The organism is Xanthomonas sp. NCPPB 4037 (assembly GCF_041475695.2).
GTDB lineage: Bacteria > Pseudomonadota > Gammaproteobacteria > Xanthomonadales > Xanthomonadaceae > Xanthomonas > Xanthomonas campestris.
This window is the reverse complement of sequence record NZ_CM191261.1, coordinates 3,479,677-3,497,483: the sequence shown is the minus strand read 5'-3', so window position 1 is coordinate 3,497,483 and position 17,807 is coordinate 3,479,677. Positions and strand designations below refer to the sequence as shown.

Genomic DNA, 17,807 nt, shown 5'->3' with positions numbered 1-17,807 from the left:
GAGGGCCCGGCGCGCGTCATCGGCTCAGCGCAACAGGATCAAGGTGGCCAGGCCGAGGAAGCTCAAAAAGCCCATCACATCGGTCAGCGTGGTCAGGATCACGCCGCCCGCCAGCGCGGGGTCGAAGCCGAGCCGCTTCAGCGTCACCGGCACCAGCACGCCACCAAACGCGGCGGTGAGCATGTTCAAGGTCAATGCGGTGCCGATCACCAGCGACAGCATCGGTTGGCGGAACCACACCAGCACAATCACGCCCAGCCCGATGCCCAGCACCATGCCGTTGATCAGCGCCACGGTCAGTTCCTTCTTGAGCAAGGTCATCACGTTGGACGAGCCGATCTGCCCCAGCGCCAGGCCGCGCACCATCAATGCCAGCACCTGGGTGCCGGCATTGCCGCCCATGCCGGCCACGATCGGCATCAACGCCGCCAGCGCGACCAGTTTTTCGATGGTGCCTTCGAACTGGCTGACCACGCTGGAGGCCAGGAACGCGGTGCACAGGTTGATGCCCAGCCAGATCAGGCGGCGGCGGAACGCGCGCCGCGCCGGGCTGAACATGTCTTCGTCCTCGTCCAGGCCGGCGGCGCTCAACGCCTGGTGCTCGGCCTGCTCGCGGATGATGTCGACCACGTCATCGATGGTGATGCGGCCGAGCAGGATGTTGTTGTCGTCCACCACCGGGGCGGAGATCCAGTCATGGTCGGAGAAGCGGCGCGCCACTTCGTCCGACCCATCGCCGACATCGATCGCCGGCTGCTCGTCGTCGATCAGCCGATTGACCGGCGTGCTGTCTTCATGGGTGACCAGCGCCGCCAACGGCACCCGGCCCAGATACTGGTGGCGCCGGCTCACCACGTAGAGGTGATCGGTGTGGTCGGGCAGCTCGCCGCGCAGGCGCAGGTAGCGCAGCACTACGTCCACGTTGACGTCGGCGCGTACCGTCACCACGTCCGGGTTCATCAGGCGCCCGGCGGTGTCTTCCGGATACGAAAGCACCTGCTCCAGCCGCTCGCGGTTCTCGCGGTCCATCGACTTGAGCACTTCGTCGATGACGGTATCGGGCAGGTCCTCGACCAGGTTTGCCAGGTCATCGATGTCCAGGTCTTCGACCGCGGCGACGATTTCGTCCGGGTCCATGTCGGCGAGCAGGCTTTCGCGTACTTCATCGCCGACGTGCAGCAGCACCTCGCCATCGTCTTCCGGGTCGACCAGCCCCCACACCACCTCGCGCTTGCCCGGCGGCAGCGATTCCAGCAGGTTGCCGATCTCCGCCGGCGCCAACGTATTGACCAACCGGCGCACCGGCCCGAGACGCCCGCTGTCCAGCGCGTCGGACAGCAGGCGTAGCTGGCGCGCGGTCTTGTCGTGGCGGACGGCTTCGGCCATGCGCGGCTCCCTGGTGGAGTGAACGCGTCTCTTCAGAGGCCGCGGTGCTGGATCAGCAGGGCATTATCGCTTGCGCACGGTGACGAAACATACAGTGCAGGTGCAGCGGTGCCCGCGCGCTGTGGGCGCGGGTGTGGCGCAACTCAGTGCAGCAGGCCTTGCGCCACGCTTGCCAGCCATTTTTCGATGCCCTTGCGGTCGCGCGCGCGCAGCAGTTTTTCGCCGTGCACGCGCAGCTGGCCCAGATGCAGGTCGCGCACCGCGCGGCGTACTTCCAGCAAGGTGGCCGGATGCAGGCTGAACTCGGTGAGGCCCAACGCCAGCAGCATCGCCACGAAGCGCGGGTCGCCGGCGATTTCGCCACATACGGCCACCGGCTTGTTGTGCGCCCGCCCGGTGGCGATGACCTGCGCGATCAATCGCAACACCGCCGGGTGCAACGGCGAATACAGCTCGCCCAGCGCCTCGTTGTTGCGGTCCACCGCCAGCAGGTACTGCACCAGGTCGTTGGTGCCGATCGACAAAAAGTCGATGTCGTCGATGAAGCAGTCCAGCGCCAATGCCGCCGCCGGCACCTCGATCATTGCGCCGAGCGGAATGTGCTCGGCGATCTCGTGGCCTTCGTCGCGCAGCTGCGCGGTGAGCTTTTTCAGCTGTTTGCGCACCAACAGGATTTCCTCGCGCCCGCTGACCATCGGCACCAGAATGCGCACCGGGCCGTAGCCGGACGCGCGCAGGATTGCGCGCAGCTGCGCCTGGGCCACCGCCGGCCGGGCAAGCGACAGGCGCACCCCACGCAGGCCCAGCGCCGGGTTGTCCTCATCGCTCAGGGTGAGCCCGGTGCGGTCGGCCTTGTCCGCGCCCAGATCCAGCGTGCGGATCGTCACCGGCCGGCCGCTCATGCCCAGCACGGTGTCGCGGTAAGTGTGGAACTGCTCATCTTCGTCCGGCAGCTCGTTGCGCTGCAGGAACAGGAATTCGGTGCGGTACAGCCCCAGCCCGCTCGCGCCCAGCGCATGCGCCTTGGCCACGTCTTCCAGCGACTCGGCATTGGCCAGCAGGGTGATGTCGACGTTGTCGCGCGTGCGGGTCGGCTTGGAGCGCAACCGGCCCAGTTCGCGTTGTTCCTTGGCCAGCGTGCGCAGGCGCTCGCGGTAGTCGCGCAGATGCTCGGGCGTGGGGTCGACGATGACCTGGCCGGAGCCGGCATCGACGATCAGCACGTCGCCATCGTTGACCCGCTGCACCGCGTCGGCCACGCCAACCACCAAGGGCAGGTGCAGGCTGCGCGCCAGGATCGCGCTATGCGAGAGCGCGCTGCCGGCGGTGGTGACGATGCCGACCACGCCTTGCGCCTGCAGCTGCGCCAGCTCCGACGGTGCCACGTTGTCGCACACCAGGATCTCGCCGGCCACGCCCTTGAGGTCCGGCGCGCGCTTGTGCAAAAACGCATGGATGCGCCCGATCACATGGTCCAGATCGTCCATGCGGCTGCGCAGGTAGGCATCTTCCATGCCGTCGAACACGGCCGCCAGGCGATCGCGTTGCACACGCAGCGCGTAGTCGGCGCTGTAGCGGTGCGTGCGGATCAAATCGTCTAGCCCCTGCAGCAGTTCCGGGTCGTCCAGTAACAGCGCGTGCAGTTCGAGGAATTCGCCCACTTCGCGGGCCAGCGCGCCATGCAGGCGGTCGCGCAGTTGCTGCATCTCGGTGCGTGCGGCGGCAATGGCCGCGTGCAGACGCTGCAGCTGCGTTTCGACCTGGTTGGCCGGCACGCGTTGCTCGGCCACCTCCAGCGTGTGGCTCTGGCGGACGCGGGCGCGCCCCAATGCGTTACCGCGCGAGGCGGCATGTCCGCGCAAGCGCAGACTCATGCGCGGCCTTGGCGCAGCCGCGCCGTGTCGGTCAGCACGGCACCGACGCGGCGCATGCTCAGCTGTCCTCGTCGAAGCGGCGCTCGAACAGGTCCACCAACGCCTGCAGCGCCTCAGCCTCGTCTTCGCCATCCAGGCGCACCATCACGCTGGTGCCCTGGCCAGCAGCCAGCAGCATTACGCCCATGATGCTCTTGGCATTCACTTCGCGGCCCTTGGCGGCCAGCGTGGCGTTGGCGCGGAAGGACGACAGCGTCTGCACCAGCTTGGCGGTTGCCCGCGCATGCAGTCCCAGTCGATTGGAAACTATGAGTTCGCGTTCAAGCATCGTCGATGATCGCTCCGTTGCGGGTACCGGCCGCCGCGGTGGCGGGCAGCTCCTGCAAACCTTGTTCGGGGTAGTTCATCACCCGCAGCAGCATGGGCAGGCTGAGCGCAGACACACGGCGAACCGGGGTGCCCAGCTTGGCCAGCCGACTGGCGAGATTGCTGGGGCTGGCGCCGTACAGGTCGGTCATGACCAACACGCCGTCGCCGCTGTCGACCCGACGCATCGCTGCCGAGGCCTGGGGCAATAACGCGTCCAGGTCTGCATCGAGCGGAACCTCGAAGGATTCGGTCTTCAACGGCAAATGCCGCAACAGCCCCGTCGCCACGTCCAAGAACGCTGCGCCGATGCCGGGATGAGTAATGAGGAGAATGCCACAGGCCATGCCGAAACGTTAACAGGTCAGCATGACCACGCGATAGCGTTTGCCGGGCACCGATGTGTTGCGAAATGAATGGGCGTTTAGCCTGCTGCAATTGAGGGCGGATTGCAGGCGATGTGCGCTCCGCTGACAGCGTGACGATGTGATGTGCGTTGCGTCTGCACCGGTATCGTGGCAAGCGAGCGCTGCAGTGGGTTGATCAGCGGCGATGCTCGTAGCCTGCGCTACTTGGCAATGCCTTTGCCGTGTTTCCAATTCGCCATGCGTGCCGACATGTAGCGCTTGGGTCAGTGTGCTCGACCGCGTGGAGATGGAGCAATGCAATAAGTGCGTCGGCCACGCCCTGCTCAGCGACGCCCAATCACATCAAGCGCGCACCAGTAACCGCATCAGGCAAACGCAAGGCTCCCTCCAGCTGACCAGCCGCGCTGCAGACCGCAGCACACCGCTTCAACGATTCCCAAATCCCGATTCCCAAATCCCGAACCTCAATCCTGCTCGCGATGAAACGTCGCCACTTCCGGCCAGCCCTGTTCGCGCGCATGCCGGGCCATGCGTTCGGCCAGATACACCGAGCGGTGCTTGCCGCCGGTGCAGCCGAACGCGATGGTGACGTAGCTGCGGGTGTCGTTGCGCAGGCGCGGCAGCCAGGTATCGAGCAGGTCCACGATCTGCGCCGAATAGCGGATCACGTCCGGCTCCTTGTCCAGGTAGTCGCGCACGCCGGCATCGCGGCCGGTGAGTGGGCGCAGCTCCGGGTCCCAATGCGGGTTGGGCAGCACACGCGCATCGAAGACGAAGTCGGCCTCGGCCGGCACGCCGCGCTTGTAGGCGAAGGATTCGAACAGCAGCGACAAGCGGTCGCTGTTGCCCAGCGCGAATTCGGTGACCACGCGCCGGCGCAGTTGGTGCACGTTGAGCGCGCTGGTATCGATGATGGCATCGGCCTGCGCACGCAACGGCGCGGTCAATTCGCGCTCGCGGGTGATCGCTTCCGGCAACGCCAGGCCGAGCTGGCTGAGCGGATGGCGGCGGCGGGTATCGGCATAGCGCTTGAGCAGGGCTTCGTCGCTGGCTTCGAAAAACAGCAGGCGTGCCTCGATGCCGTATTCCTGCGCGGCCTGCCGCCACTGCGCCAGCTGGGTCAGGTCGCTGCGGCTGCGCACGTCGATGCCCACCGCCAGTCGCTGGTCGCCGAGCGGGTTGCCCCGCAGCCGGCTGCGCACAAAGTCCGGCAGCAACTCGACCGGCAGATTGTCCGAGCAGTAATAGTCGAGGTCTTCGAAGGTCTTCAGCGCCACCGACTTGCCGGAGCCGGACAACCCGCTGACGATCATCAAGGTGGACGCGGCAATGCTCATGGGGTGCGTCGCTCCAGCAGGTTGCTGTGGCGGGCGATGAACATCGCCGCCGGGTCGATGCCCTTGGTGCGCAGGATGTGCAAACGGGTGGCCGCTTCGGTCAGCACGGCCAGGTTGCGGCCGGGCATCACCGGCAGGGTGATCAGCGGCACGTCCAGATCCAGCACGTGGCGGCTGCCGGAATCACCGGTCAGGCGCTCGTAGCCGGAAGGCGTGGGCTCGGTCATCGGCCGGGTCAGGTGCACGATCAGGCGCAGGTACTTGTTCTTCTTCACCGCGGTGTCGCCGAACATGTCGCGCACGTTCAACACGCCAAGGCCGCGCACTTCCAGCAGATCCTGCAGCAGCTCGGGGCAGGTGCCGTCGAGCACGTCGGGCGCGATCTGGGTGAACTCGGGTGCGTCGTCGGCCACCAGGCGGTGCCCGCGGCTGAGCAGTTCCAGCGCCAGCTCGCTCTTGCCCGAGCCGGCCTCGCCGGTGATCAGCACGCCGATCGAATAGATCTCCATGAACACGCCATGCAGCGTGACCCGCGGCGCCAGCGTGCGCGCCAGGTGGTAGGACAGATGATTGAGCAGTTCATGGCCGCGCTTGGGCGAGATCCACAGCGGCGTATTGGATTCATCCGCCGCCGCGCGCAAGTCTTCCGGGCAGGACTGGTTCTTGCTGATCGCCAGTGCCAGCGGCTGCACCTGGATGATCTTTTCGATCGTCTCCCAGCGTTGCCGCGCATCCAGCGAATCCAGCCAGGCCAACTCCTCGGTACCGAGGATCTGCACCTTGTTTGGGTAGATCACATTGAGGTAGCCGGCCAGCGAGGGGCGGCGCGCATTATTGCTGCCGGCTTCGATTTCGCGGTGCTCGCCCTTTTGCCCGGCGACCCAACGCAGCGCCAGCTTGTCGCGCTGCTGGTCGAACAGCTCACGTGCGGTGATGCTGGTATTCATGCGGCGCTCGCGTGTGGGGGCGGTAGCTCGGTCAGCAGCGCCATCAGCGCTTGCGCATCGGGCGCGGCGCGCAGCTGCTGGCGAAAGTGGCTGTCAGAAAAGCGCTCGGCCAGTTCCGACAACAGCATCAGGTGCTGATGCGTGTAGTGCGCCGGCACCGCCATCGCAAACACCAGGTCCACGGCTTCTTCGGCGCCGAACTCCACCGGCGTCTGCAGCCGCAGCAAGGCGCCGCGCGGTTCGGTGAGGTTGGGGCAGCGCCCGTGCGGAATGGCAATGCCGTGGCCGATGGCGGTGCTGCCAAGGGCTTCGCGCTCGCACAGGTTGGCAAACAATTCGTCGGTACCGGCCTGGCGGCAGGACAGCAGCTCGGCGGCGGTATGCAGGACGGTGTCGCGATCGGCGGCCGGCGACACCATGGTGCGCACGGCCGCCATCAGATCGGTTAAAGGCATGAGGGCATCAAGCGAGAAGCGTCATGCGGGATTGTCGCGCACCTCGCGGGCGTGGTGGTTACATTTCTTCTCTTTGTGCTTGAGCACCAGGCGGTCGAGCTTGTCGACCAGCAGGTCGATGGCGGCATACATGGTGGACCCGCTGGCATCGGCGTGCAGGGTGCGGCCGGGGAGGTTGACGGTGGCGACCACATGGTGGTCTGGCTTGCGGACGGCCAGCTGGGTTCGGACTTCACAGTGCTGGTCGAAGTGGCGCTGCAGGCGCTGCAGCTTGCTTGCCACGTAGTCCCGCAGGGCGGGGGTCACTTCAAGCTGGTGGCCATACGTCTCGATACGCATCGGATACCTCCATTGGTCGGTGGGCCAATGAACCTTTCCGGTGGTCCGGCGAACCCGGCACAGGCCGGCGTTGCGGTGGTTGCAACGTCAGGCGATGCGCACGCGTTCGTGGGAGGCGGAAATGTTCATGGCCTCACGATACTTCGCAACGGTGCGGCGCGCTACTGGCACGCCGGAAGTTTTCAACAGATCTGCCAACTTGGCGTCAGACAGCGGCTTGCGCGGGTTTTCCGCATCGATCAGGCGCCGGATCATCGCCTGGATCGCCGTGCTGGAGGCCTCGCCGCCGCTGTCGGTGTCGATGCCGGAGGCAAAGAACGAGCGCAGCGGGATGGTGCCGCGCGGCGTGCGCACGTACTTGCGGGCAATGGCACGCGAAATCGTCGATTCGTGCAGGCCCAGCTCACCGGCGATCTCGCGCAGGGTCAGCGGGCGCAGCGCCTGCGCGCCGAACTCCAGGAACCCGGCCTGGTGCTGCAGCAGGCAGCGCACCACCCGCAGCAGGGTCTCGCCGCGCGCCTCCAGGCTCTTGAGCAGCCAGCGCGCTTCCTGCAGCTGGCCGCGCAGGTAGCCGGCGTCGGATTCGCCGCAGCTGCGGATCAGTTGCTCGTAGCCGCGGTGGATGGTGATCTTGGGTTGCGCGCGGCCGGCCAGGGCGGCGCGCCAGACGCCACGCTGGCGCCAGATCACACAGTCCGGCACTACGTAGGTGTCCTGCGACAGCGCGCTGATCTGCTTGCCCGGGCGCGGGTCCAGCGAGCGTACCAGCTGCACGGCCTGCTCGACATCGGCGGCAGAGCGCTTGAGTTCGTGGGCCAGGCCGGCAATGCCGCTGCGCGGCAGCCGTTCCAGCGGCCCGGCCACGATCTGCAGCGCCAGCTCGCGCGCCGGCGTCGCCGGATCGAGCACCTGCAGCTGCAGCGCCAGACATTCGCCCAGCGAGCGCGCACCGATGCCCACCGGGTCGAAGCGCTGGATCTGGTGCAGCACGGTCAGTACTTCGGCCTCGTCCACGTTGCCGAGGTTGAGCGTCTCCAGAATCGCGCTGAGCGGCTCGCGCAGGTAGCCGTCTTCGTCCAGGGCATCGATCAGGATCGCGCCGATCTGGCGGTCCCTTGGCGACAGCGGTGACAGGTGCAACTGCCACAGCAGGTGGTCTGCCAGGGTTTCGGACTCGGCCACGCGTTCGGCGGCGTCGCCGTTGTCGTCATCGTCGAAGCTGCCGCCACTGCCGGTCCCGGTCCATTGCAGCTCGTCCTGCGACCAGTCGTCGTCGCGCTCGGCAGGCGCCGGCTCGTCGCGTTGGCGTTCTTCGTTGGAGGCGGAGGGCGACGGTTCGACCGGCGCCTCGCTGGCCGCGTGCGCGGCTTCGTCGGCCCACTCCAGCAGTGGATTGGTCTCCACCGCTTCGGCGATTTCCACTTCCAGCTCGGTGGTGGACATCTGCAATAGTTTGATCGCCTGACGCAATTGCGGCGTCATGACCAACTGCTGTCCTAACGATGTCTGGAGCCGGGCTTTCATGCGGACACTAGCTGGATGACCTATGGCGCGGCGACGCGCTCAAAGGCGGAAGGTGTCCCCCAGATAGACGCGCCGCACGTCGGGATTGTTGAGCAAAGCGTCCGGTGCCCCCTGCGCCAGCACGCCCCCCTCGGCGAGGATATACGCGCGGTCGCAGATTCCCAAGGTCTCGCGCACGTTGTGATCGGTGATCAACACGCCGATGCCGCGTTCCTTGAGGTGAATGACGATACGCTGGATCTCGCCGACCGAAATCGGGTCCACGCCAGCGAACGGTTCGTCGAGCAGCATCATGCGCGGTTTGGCGGCCAGCGCGCGGGCAATCTCGCAACGGCGCCGCTCGCCACCGGACAGGCTGGCGCCCAACTGGTCGGCCACATGGGTGATCTGCAGTTCTTCCAGCAGTGAGGCCAGTTCTTTCTCCTGGCCTGGCCCGTCGAGGTCGTCGCGCAGTTCCAGCACCAGGCGGATGTTGTCGGCCACGCTGAGCTTGCGGAACACCGACGGCTCCTGCGGCAGGTAGCCCACGCCGAGCTTGGCGCGCGCGTACATCGGCTCGGCGGTGAGGTCGCGGCCGTCCAGTTCGATACGCCCCGCATCGGCCTCGACCAGCCCGACGATCATGTAGAAGCACGTGGTCTTGCCGGCGCCGTTGGGGCCGAGCAGGCCAACCACTTCGCCGGCTTCCAGGGTCAGGCCGAACTCCTTGACCACTTCGCGCTGCTTGTACTTCTTGCGCAGACCGGTGGCGACCAGCATTACTTCTTCCCCTGCGGCTTTGCCGGTGCGGGCGCCGCGGCGGGCGCGGCAGTCTTGGGCTGGATGATGGTGCGCACGCGGCTGCCGTCGCCGCCGCTCTGCATGTTGCCGGTCTTGGTGTTGTAGACCATGCGCTGACCAGCGTTGGTGCCCTTGGGCGAATCCACCTTGTAATTGCCGGTGAGGATGATGATTTCGTCGGCGACCTTGTATTCGATGTTGTCGGCCTGGCCGTTCATCATCGCGCCGTCGTCCATCTCCTGCTTCAGCGTGGCCTGCTTGCCGTTGAGCACCACGCGATCGGTCTGGCCGTTCTTCTGAAAGATGTCGGCGGTGTCGGCGTGGATTTCCAGCGTGCCCTGGGTGATCACCACCTTGCCGCTGAAACGGCACTTGCCGCTGTCATCGAGCATGTTGCAATCGTTGCTGTTGGAGTCGATCGTCATCGGCTGATTGCGATCGCTGGTCTTGGCCATCGCCAATGCGGGCAGCAGCAGTGCGGCAAACGCCAGTTTAGCGGGCAGCATTCGGTTCATAGCGGGTCTTGACCTGGGAAAGGAGCTTGTACTGGCGTGTCTTGAGATCGGCCTCGAAGCCGACCCCGCTTTGCATGATACCCGGCCGGCGCATGGTGACCGGCGCGGCGGTCTTGGCCAGGTTCTGCTGCGGAAACACGTCCAGGCTCTCGGTGCGGAAAGTGGTGGGCGGGGTGTTGCCGGTGGTGGGGCTGTCGCCGGCGACGTCACCACGCAGGCGCATTTCATCGCCCTTGGGGCTGATCCAGCCGGTCTTGGAGCGCAGCGTCCACGGGTTGTTGGCGTTGTCGGGCAGCAGAAACACCGGCGTGGTGATCTCCGAGGTCTGGTCGGCGCGGTTGCGGTGCATCTCCGGCGCGCGCAGCGTCATCGACTCCTTGCCGCTTTCCTTGTCTAGGGCAATCAGCTCGAAGTCGCGCAGCACGTAGTCGGCCTTGGAATCGTCCACCGCCGCAGCGGCCGGACGCGCGCGCTGCTGCCAGGCCGACCAGCCGCTGATGATCGCCGCCGCCAGCAGCACGGCGCCGAGCGTGGTGCGCCAGTTCCAGGTCATGCCGAGAACCTCGCGATGATGCTGTCGACCTGGCCCTGCGCGGCCAGCACCACGTCGCAGACTTCGCGCGCGGCACCTTCGCCGCCACGTGCGCGGGTGTGCCACTGCACGCGTTCGGCAATCCACGGGTGCGCGTTGGCGGGCGCGACCGGCAAGCCGACCGCCAGCAACGCCGGCAGATCGGGCAGGTCATCGCCCATGAACAACACTTCGTCCAGCGAGAGCCCGTGCTCCTGGCACAGCGCCAGCACTGCCAGGCGCTTGTTCTTGACCCCGATCTGCACATGCAGGCCCAGATCCTGGCCACGTTTTTCCGCCGACAGGCTGGCGCGTGCGGTGATCAGCGCCACGTGGATGCCGGCATGCTCCAGCTGCTTCAGGCCCTGGCCGTCCAGCACATTGAAGGCCTTGCTCTCGTTGCCGGCGTGGTCGTAATACAGGCGGCCGTCGGTCAGGGTGCCGTCGACGTCGAAACACGCCAGGCGCACGCGGGCGGCGCGGTCGATGAGGTCGGCAGGAAGGTCTTGCAGGGGGGAATAGGGCATCGGCACGAATCGGTGAGAACGGGGTCCGGCGGTTGAAAACTGAACCTGTTAAACCACCTTGGCGCGCAACAGGTCGTGAATGTTCAATGCGCCGACCGCGCGCTGCTGCGCATCGACCACGATCAGGCCATTGATCTTGTAGTCCTCCATCAGCCGCGCGGCCTCGGCGGCCAGCTGGTCGGCGCCGATAGTCTTGGGGTTGCGGGTCATCACCTCGGCAATGCCGGCGCTGCGCACGTCGATGTCGCTGTCCAGCGCGCGGCGCAAATCTCCGTCGGTGAACAGGCCGATCAGCCGCTCCTGCGCGTCCACCACGGCGGTCATGCCCAGGCGCTTGCGGCTCATTTCCATCAGCGCCTCGCTCAGGCTGGCGTCCTCGCGCACGCGCGGCAGCTCGTCGCCGCCATGCATCACATCGGTGATGTGCAGCAGCAGGCGGCGGCCCAGGCTGCCGGCCGGATGCGAGCGGGCGAAGTCGTCGGCGGTGAAGCCGCGCGCGTCCAGCAGGGCCACCGCCAATGCATCGCCCATCGCCAATGAGGCGGTGGTGCTGGAGGTCGGCGCCAGGTGCAGCGGGCAGGCTTCGGCAGACACGCTGACATCCAGGTGCACGTCGGCGGCCTGCGCCAGGGTGGAGGCCGGGCGGCCGGTCATGGCAATGATCGGGTTGCCCTGGCGCTTGAGCACCGGTAGCAGCATGCGGACTTCGTCCGATTCGCCCGAATACGACAGCGCCAGTACGATGTCGGCCTCGGTGATCATGCCCAGGTCGCCATGCCCGGCCTCGCCCGGGTGCACGAAGAACGCCGGGGTGCCGGTAGAGGCCAGGGTCGCGGCGATCTTGCGCGCGATATGCCCGGATTTGCCCATGCCGGTGGCGACCACCCGCCCGCGCGAGGCCAGCACCAGCCGGCAGGCGGCGGCAAACGGCGCACCGATGCGCGCGCCCAGCGCGGCCAGGGCCGCCTGCTCGATCTCGAGCACGCGCTGCCCGCTGGCGACCAGGCTGGCGTCGCTGACGGTGGCGGAGGGCAGGTGCGAGACGGCCATGCAGGGCTCGGGTGAAGAGTAGAATGTGCGCTCATTTTATGAGGAAACGCCCTTTGGACGCCGAAACCATCCGTAAACTCATCGAATCCGGCTTGCCTGAAGCCCGCGTCGACGTGCAGGGCGAGGATGGCGTGCATTTCGAGGCGACCGTGGTCAGCCCGGCCTTTGTCGGGAAAGCGCCGCTGGCCCGCCACCGCATGGTTTACGCCACCCTGGGCGAGCTGATGGGCGGGGCGATCCACGCGCTGCAACTCAAGACGCTGACCCCCGACGAGGCCTGAGCCGTCGCTAGCACCTGGCTGGACGCGCGCCCTGCGCGTTGACCGCCAAGCTCCAGCGCGCGCCTGACCGCCTCCGCATTCCCCTGACTTCATTTCGGATTCCCTGAATTCCCATGGCAAAAATCGTAGTGACCGGCGGCCAAGCGCTGCACGGTGAGGTCCATATTTCCGGCGCCAAGAACGCGGTGCTGCCGATCCTGTGCGCGACCCTGCTGGCCGATGCGCCGGTGGAGATCAGCAACGTGCCGCACCTGCACGATGTGATCACCACGGTGAAGCTGCTCAGCGAGCTGGGCGCCGAGGTCACCATCGACGAAGGCACGCTGGCCAAGGGGCGCTCGATCCTGGTCGACCCGCGCTCGGTCACCCACCAGATCGCGCCGTACGAGCTGGTCAAGACCATGCGCGCCTCGGTCCTGGTGCTGGGCCCGCTGCTGGCGCGCTACGGCACCGCCGAAGTGTCGCTGCCCGGCGGTTGCGCGATCGGCTCGCGGCCGGTGGACCAGCACATCAAGGGCCTGCAGGCGCTGGGCGCGGACATCAGCGTGGAAAACGGCTACATCAAGGCCACCAGCAACGGCCGGCTCAAGGGCGGGCGTTACGTGTTCGACATGGTCAGCGTCACCGGCACCGAGAACGTGCTGATGGCCGCCGTGCTGGCCGAAGGCACCACCGTGCTGGAAAACGCGGCCATGGAGCCGGAAGTCACCGACCTGGCCGACTGCCTGATCGCGCTGGGCGCACAGATCGAAGGCGCCGGCACGCCGCGCATCACGGTGCAGGGCGTCGAGCGCCTGGGCGGCGGCCACCATGCGGTGTTGCCGGACCGCATCGAGACCGGCACCTTCCTGGTGGCCGCAGCGATGACCGGCGGCAGCGTCACCGTGCGCCGCGCGCGCCCGGACACCCTGGACGCGGTGCTGGACAAGCTCACCGAGGCCGGCGCGACGATCACCACCACCGCCGACAGCGTCACCTTGGACATGCACGGCAAGCGCCCGCGCGCGGTCAACCTGACCACCGCGCCGTACCCGGCGTTTCCCACCGATATGCAGGCGCAATTTATGGCGCTCAACTGCGTGGCCGACGGCGTGGGCGTGATCAACGAGACGATCTTCGAAAACCGCTTCATGCACGTCAACGAACTGCTGCGCCTGGGTGCGGATATCCAGGTGGAAGGGCATACCGCGATCGTGCGCGGCGCCGAACGCCTCAGCGGCGCGCCGGTGATGGCCACCGACCTGCGTGCGTCGGCCTCGCTGATCCTGGCTGGCCTGGTCGCCGACGGCGACACCACCATCGATCGCATCTACCACTTGGACCGTGGTTACGAAAACATCGAGGAGAAGCTGGGGGCGCTGGGCGCGACCATCCGGCGCATCGCATGATCCTGCGCGGCCAATTCACCACCCGCCGCAAGGTGCTGCTGGGCGTGATCGTGCTGATCCTGGCGTGGCTGGTCTACGCCTGGTCGGTCGGCATGGCCATCACGCAGGGCGTCGAGTTCAAGGACATGGACTGGAACGGCGACGGCACGGCCAGCCGCGAGGAAATCGCGCAATCGTTCTACGCGGTGGCGGTCAAGAAGACCGTCGAAGGCAAGCGCCACTGCGACCTGTTTTATTGGCGCTCAACCGAAGCGCAGATTCGCGTGGATTGCCGCACGGTGTTCAGTACCGGCGATGACAAAGCGGCGGCCAAGCCCTGATACGTGATGGGTCAGTGCGTATGGATCAATTGCATAGCGATTGATCTGTGGCTTTGCTGCAGGGCCCTTGCCCGCCCACCATCGCGGGACACGCCGCAAGTACGTCCGTGTAGGACCTTACGCGGCATCCATGCCGCGTAAGGTCCAGCGACGGTGAGCAGGCAAGGACCAATCAAGTGTCGGTGTGCATGGTGCAAGCAAGGCATGACGTCCGCGTCCGGATAACGGCGCGTTTCGTCATCTTTCCAATGCAAGCAGATCAACGCCCAAGTTTGTAAGAAAGCACTCGATTAACTCTCTGGTGCGGTGTCCTCGCCGATTGCGGGACCGTGTGGCGGCATGGACGCCGCCACCGAGCCTACATGGACGTACTTGCGGCGTGTCCCGCGAGCGGTGAGGGCGCCGCGCCCTTGACCCACCAAGCTTTGCGCCTTGGCATGCTCTTAAAATGGCAGGCGCATTTCGCTTACCGCAGCAGTGCCTTGATGGTCAGATCCAGCGCGTCCTGGCCTTTTTCCTTCTGCAGCAAGCGCGCCGGCACCGGCAGGTCCTTGACCACCCATGCGATCAATTCCTTGTCGCCGTCCACACGCGACACCTTGGTGGCCTGTTCCTGCTTGCCGTTGACGGTGATGGTTTCCTTGCCGACCACCTTGTAGCTCATCGGCTTGATGCGGCCTTCGTCGACCATGCGGTAGTTCAGCGGCTTGCCGGCGGCCAGGTCGCGGGTAATGGCCAGGTTGATCAGCAGCGCATCCATGTCACCGGGTTGCAATTTCACCGGGCCACGGCGGTCCGGCTTGATGTCGCCGCCCCAGGTCGCCTGGCTGGTTTTCCAGTCGTAGTTGGCGGTGACGTTGCGGCGCTTGACCATCATCGACGAGGTGTCGTTGCTGCTGACCGGACGCAGTTGGCCGTTGCTCTCTTCGAACACCGTGCTCTGGGTCAGGTTGGCCAGCTGGTTCTGGATGGTGAGCGTGTAGCGCCACTGATTGGCGCCGGCGGCGGCCAGGGTCATGGTGCCGTTGGCCTGCATGCCCATGTAGTTGGCCGAATAATCGGCCTGGAACGGCTGCATGGCGAACGCGGGCAGGCTGGCCACCGCCAGTGCGGCAGCGGCAATCAGCGAACAGGTGCGGGAAACAGTGTGCATGGGTCAGGCTCCTTGATATTCGACCAGGCGTAGATCGACCTGATCCTCACCTTTGTCACGTTGCAGGATGCGCACCGGCGTGGGAACGCCGTTGGCGATCCAGAGGATGGTTTCGTTGTCGCCGCTGTTGACGCGGTACACGCGCAACGCGTCGTAGCTCAGGTCGCCGGCCTGTACCACCTCGGTGGTATCGGCGACCTTGTAGTCGTACTTGCGCACCCGGCCGACATCGACGTAGCGATAGCTCAGGCTGCGTCCGGGTTGCGCATCGCGCATCAGCGACAGGTTCAGCGACAGCGCGCTCTGGTCGCCACGCTGCAACGGAATCGCCTGCTGGCGCTCTTTCTTCAGATCGCCGTCCCACTGCGCGCTGGCGGTCTGCCAGTTGTAGACGCCGGTGACCTTCTTGCCGAAGAACATCGCCTTGCGCACGGTGCTCTGGGTCAGCGGCACGTAAGTGTCGCCATCGACCCGGAACACGGTGCTCTGCTCCAGGTTCAGGCCCAGGATGCTGGCAAAACCCTTGCGCCCGCGCACGGCCATGTCGATACGCCATTGGCTGCCGTCGCCGTGACTCACCTGCATGGTGGCGTCGCCGGCTTCCTTGCCGCGGTAGAACGCTTGGTAGGTCGCCACGAATGGCTCCAGCGCCGGCGGCGTCCAGCTACTGGCCGGCAAGGCCGGAGCGGCAGGTTGCGCAGGCACGGGCGCGGCGGCCGGTGCCTGCTGCGCACGGCCGGTGCCGGCCTGGCAAAGCAGGGCCGTGGTGAACAACGCGATAGCGAAGGGAAGGACTTTCATGCGCGGGAGCGATGCACGGGGCCGCAAGGATGTCCGAAAGAGAATGAGGGGCGCGTGTCCGCACTAAACGAGCGCGATGCCAGCGGACTCTAGTCGCAGTGGTGTAAACAGGCACTGACCGTCGATATGCACGCGCCCGTCGGGCGTGGTGACCCGGCCGCTGGCCAGTAACCGCAGCGTCGCGAGCAGCAGCGGGTGTTCGCGGTCCAGTACCCGCGCCGCCAGTGACTCGGCGGTGTCGTCCGGCAACACCGGCACATGGGCCTGGGCGATCACCGGGCCGGCATCCAGTTCCGGCACCACCAGATGCACGCTGGCACCGTGCTTGGCATCGCCGGCTTCCAGCGCCCGCGCATGCGTGTGCAAGCCGCGGTATTTGGGCAGCAGCGAGGGATGGATGTTGAGCATGCGGCCGGTGAAGCGGCGCACCAGGGGCTCGCCCAGGATGCGCATGTAGCCAGCGCAGATCACCCAATCCGGCTGGACTGCGGCGATGGCATCGCCCAATGCACTGTCGAACGCCGCGCGGTCGGCGAAGGCGCGCGGGCTGGCGCTCCAGCGTCGCGACGCGTCCACTTTCTGCAAGGCCGGCGCCTGTCCCCGGTCGGAAAACACACCGGCCACCTCAGCCGCCAACTGCCCGGCGGCAATCGCATCGAGGATGGCCTGCAGATTACTGCCGCGCCCGGAGGCCAGGACGGCCAAGCGCAGGGGGGCGTCAGTCGCGTGCATTGCGCAGTGTTCTCACCACAGGGTAGGCGGCCAGGCTGCCGATGGTGGCTAGCAGCATGTCGGTATGCGCATCCCAGATGTCGCCCTGCTGGCCGTTGTAGGCTTCCGCGGCCTGTGGCGACAGCAGCAGCGCAATACCCCACTCGATCCATTCGTACACCAGGCTGACGCACATGACGGTCATCACCGTCAGCCCGAAGGCCTGGCGCAGCGTCAGGCGTGGCCAGCGCCGTATCGCCAGTTGCGCGACGGCCGGCGTAAAGCACACCCCGAACAACAAGTGGATCAGCCGGTCGAAATGGTTGCGCGTCCAGCCGAATGTGGCGCCAGGCGACCAGTGCAGCAGTTGTTGGCTCCATCGCTCGTAAGGCACATTGGAATAAAGCCAGCGCGCGCCGATGCAATGCATGCAGATAAACGCACAAATGGCGACGAACGCACCCGTGCCGAGTGGCCAGCGGCGGTCCACCCAGACCAGTGCGATCAATCCGAGCACCGTCAGCGAACTATGCAATGCCTGCTCGACTGGCCACAGCGGTGCGATCCAGCTCGCCCCGAACACCACAACAGTAACGATCAATGCGGCCAGCTTGAGGCCGCGCAATGTGCGTATGCTCACGGTGGATATCAGGTGCCGGTTGTCGCAGTGACAAACAACGCCTTGACCTGCGGCCGCAGCAGAACCACCAGCGTAAACACGCCGACTACGGTGCCGAACGGCATGAACGAACAGGAAATACCGGCGACGATCAGGCACAGCAGATGCCGTCTGCGCTGGGCGATGCAGCGACCCGCATACGCCATGAAGCCGGCCAGTATCAGGCCGCAGGCGATGAAGCCTGCCGCGAACACCACGAAGAACCAGCCGAACCAGCGGGGATCCATCTCCGGCGCGTCGGCATTGGTCGTGGTCATCGGCAGGTGGCCGGTGACGATCGCCAGCCCCATGAACAGGTGGATCAACGGGAATAACGAAAACAGCCCGGTGATGCCGGCCAGCACGTAATGGAAGATCGACAGCAACTTCAGCTGCTGCAGATCCTCGGCGGTGGCAGTTGTAGAGACGTAAACGGGCGCGGCTTCCATGCGGGTG

Annotated in this window: 22 protein-coding genes; 3 read left to right on the top strand and 19 right to left on the bottom strand. The window is 66.2% G+C overall.

Features of this window, described 5'->3' with window-relative positions; all coding sequences use genetic code 11:
- Positions 1-24: 24 nt before the first annotated feature.
- The 14 genes from mgtE to ACCQ01_RS15605 all read right to left on the bottom strand — a co-directional run bounded on the left by mgtE (position 25) and on the right by ACCQ01_RS15605 (position 12,039).
- Positions 25-1,386, bottom strand: a complete 1,362-nt coding sequence (gene mgtE / locus ACCQ01_RS15670) for a magnesium transporter (RefSeq protein WP_011037936.1) — start codon at positions 1,384-1,386, stop codon at positions 25-27.
- A gap of 143 nt (positions 1,387-1,529) precedes the next feature.
- On the bottom strand, positions 1,530-3,260 hold the full coding sequence (gene ptsP, locus ACCQ01_RS15665; RefSeq protein ID WP_040940920.1) for a phosphoenolpyruvate--protein phosphotransferase: 1,731 nt from the start codon (positions 3,258-3,260) through the stop codon (positions 1,530-1,532).
- Between the two features lie 58 nt (positions 3,261-3,318).
- Positions 3,319-3,588 carry an HPr family phosphocarrier protein gene (locus ACCQ01_RS15660; protein WP_011037934.1) on the bottom strand — a complete coding sequence of 90 codons (270 nt, stop codon included), beginning with the start codon at positions 3,586-3,588 and terminating at the stop codon, positions 3,319-3,321.
- On the bottom strand, positions 3,581-3,973 hold the full coding sequence (locus ACCQ01_RS15655; RefSeq protein ID WP_011037933.1) for a PTS sugar transporter subunit IIA: 393 nt from the start codon (positions 3,971-3,973) through the stop codon (positions 3,581-3,583). Before ACCQ01_RS15655 ends, ACCQ01_RS15660 begins: the two co-directional genes overlap by 8 nt.
- A gap of 485 nt (positions 3,974-4,458) precedes the next feature.
- Positions 4,459-5,331 (bottom strand): RNase adapter RapZ, encoded by an 873-nt coding sequence (gene rapZ, locus ACCQ01_RS15650; protein ID WP_014508477.1) that lies wholly within the window; start codon positions 5,329-5,331, stop codon positions 4,459-4,461.
- On the bottom strand, positions 5,328-6,278 hold the full coding sequence (hprK, locus tag ACCQ01_RS15645; protein WP_016904610.1) for an HPr(Ser) kinase/phosphatase: 951 nt from the start codon (positions 6,276-6,278) through the stop codon (positions 5,328-5,330). The genes rapZ and hprK overlap by 4 nt, the downstream gene beginning before the upstream one ends.
- Positions 6,275-6,733 (bottom strand): PTS sugar transporter subunit IIA, encoded by a 459-nt coding sequence (locus ACCQ01_RS15640; protein WP_119959299.1) that lies wholly within the window; start codon positions 6,731-6,733, stop codon positions 6,275-6,277. Before ACCQ01_RS15640 ends, hprK begins: the two co-directional genes overlap by 4 nt.
- Positions 6,734-6,754: 21 nt before the next feature.
- Positions 6,755-7,072 carry a ribosome hibernation-promoting factor, HPF/YfiA family gene (gene hpf / locus ACCQ01_RS15635; RefSeq protein WP_011037930.1) on the bottom strand — a complete coding sequence of 106 codons (318 nt, stop codon included), beginning with the start codon at positions 7,070-7,072 and terminating at the stop codon, positions 6,755-6,757.
- Between the two features lie 87 nt (positions 7,073-7,159).
- Positions 7,160-8,596 (bottom strand): RNA polymerase factor sigma-54, encoded by a 1,437-nt coding sequence (locus tag ACCQ01_RS15630; protein WP_228432048.1) that lies wholly within the window; start codon positions 8,594-8,596, stop codon positions 7,160-7,162.
- Between the two features lie 39 nt (positions 8,597-8,635).
- A complete protein-coding gene (lptB, locus tag ACCQ01_RS15625) occupies positions 8,636-9,355 on the bottom strand; it encodes an LPS export ABC transporter ATP-binding protein (protein WP_011037928.1) in 720 nt (239 codons plus the stop codon).
- Entirely contained in the window at positions 9,355-9,891 is a 537-nt protein-coding gene (lptA, locus tag ACCQ01_RS15620; protein WP_011037927.1) for a lipopolysaccharide transport periplasmic protein LptA, read from the bottom strand. Before lptA ends, lptB begins: the two co-directional genes overlap by 1 nt.
- Positions 9,869-10,444 carry an LPS export ABC transporter periplasmic protein LptC gene (gene lptC, locus ACCQ01_RS15615; RefSeq protein WP_042598082.1) on the bottom strand — a complete coding sequence of 192 codons (576 nt, stop codon included), beginning with the start codon at positions 10,442-10,444 and terminating at the stop codon, positions 9,869-9,871. The genes lptA and lptC overlap by 23 nt, the downstream gene beginning before the upstream one ends.
- Positions 10,441-10,989 carry a KdsC family phosphatase gene (locus tag ACCQ01_RS15610; protein ID WP_040940921.1) on the bottom strand — a complete coding sequence of 183 codons (549 nt, stop codon included), beginning with the start codon at positions 10,987-10,989 and terminating at the stop codon, positions 10,441-10,443. Before ACCQ01_RS15610 ends, lptC begins: the two co-directional genes overlap by 4 nt.
- 48 nt (positions 10,990-11,037) lie before the next feature.
- Positions 11,038-12,039: a KpsF/GutQ family sugar-phosphate isomerase gene (locus tag ACCQ01_RS15605; protein ID WP_011037924.1), complete on the bottom strand. Its 1,002-nt coding sequence runs from the start codon at positions 12,037-12,039 to the stop codon at positions 11,038-11,040.
- 53 nt (positions 12,040-12,092) lie between these two features.
- Between ACCQ01_RS15605 and ACCQ01_RS15600 the strand changes: the two genes are divergently transcribed.
- The 3 genes from ACCQ01_RS15600 to ACCQ01_RS15590 all read left to right on the top strand — a co-directional run bounded on the left by ACCQ01_RS15600 (position 12,093) and on the right by ACCQ01_RS15590 (position 14,028).
- Positions 12,093-12,320 carry a BolA family protein gene (locus tag ACCQ01_RS15600; protein WP_011037923.1) on the top strand — a complete coding sequence of 76 codons (228 nt, stop codon included), beginning with the start codon at positions 12,093-12,095 and terminating at the stop codon, positions 12,318-12,320.
- A 113-nt stretch (positions 12,321-12,433) separates the two neighbouring features.
- Positions 12,434-13,708: a UDP-N-acetylglucosamine 1-carboxyvinyltransferase gene (murA, locus tag ACCQ01_RS15595; RefSeq protein WP_228432049.1), complete on the top strand. Its 1,275-nt coding sequence runs from the start codon at positions 12,434-12,436 to the stop codon at positions 13,706-13,708.
- The gene (locus tag ACCQ01_RS15590; RefSeq protein ID WP_014508471.1) at positions 13,705-14,028 is read left to right on the top strand and encodes a hypothetical protein; all 324 of its coding nucleotides are present in this window, start codon (positions 13,705-13,707) and stop codon (positions 14,026-14,028) included. The genes murA and ACCQ01_RS15590 overlap by 4 nt, the downstream gene beginning before the upstream one ends.
- A gap of 466 nt (positions 14,029-14,494) precedes the next feature.
- Here ACCQ01_RS15590 and ACCQ01_RS15585 read toward each other — a convergent pair whose 3' ends face one another.
- From ACCQ01_RS15585 to ACCQ01_RS15565, 5 genes are all read right to left on the bottom strand, one after another.
- Positions 14,495-15,181 (bottom strand): DUF3108 domain-containing protein, encoded by a 687-nt coding sequence (locus ACCQ01_RS15585; protein ID WP_228431635.1) that lies wholly within the window; start codon positions 15,179-15,181, stop codon positions 14,495-14,497.
- 3 nt (positions 15,182-15,184) lie between these two features.
- Positions 15,185-15,982, bottom strand: a complete 798-nt coding sequence (locus ACCQ01_RS15580; RefSeq protein WP_228431636.1) for a DUF3108 domain-containing protein — start codon at positions 15,980-15,982, stop codon at positions 15,185-15,187.
- A gap of 63 nt (positions 15,983-16,045) precedes the next feature.
- Positions 16,046-16,714: a phosphoribosylglycinamide formyltransferase gene (gene purN / locus ACCQ01_RS15575; protein ID WP_228431637.1), complete on the bottom strand. Its 669-nt coding sequence runs from the start codon at positions 16,712-16,714 to the stop codon at positions 16,046-16,048.
- A complete protein-coding gene (locus ACCQ01_RS15570; RefSeq protein WP_228431817.1) occupies positions 16,701-17,318 on the bottom strand; it encodes a DUF2238 domain-containing protein in 618 nt (205 codons plus the stop codon). The genes purN and ACCQ01_RS15570 overlap by 14 nt, the downstream gene beginning before the upstream one ends.
- Positions 17,319-17,341: 23 nt before the next feature.
- Entirely contained in the window at positions 17,342-17,800 is a 459-nt protein-coding gene (locus ACCQ01_RS15565; protein WP_228431638.1) for a hypothetical protein, read from the bottom strand.
- Between the last annotated feature and the right edge of the window lie 7 nt (positions 17,801-17,807).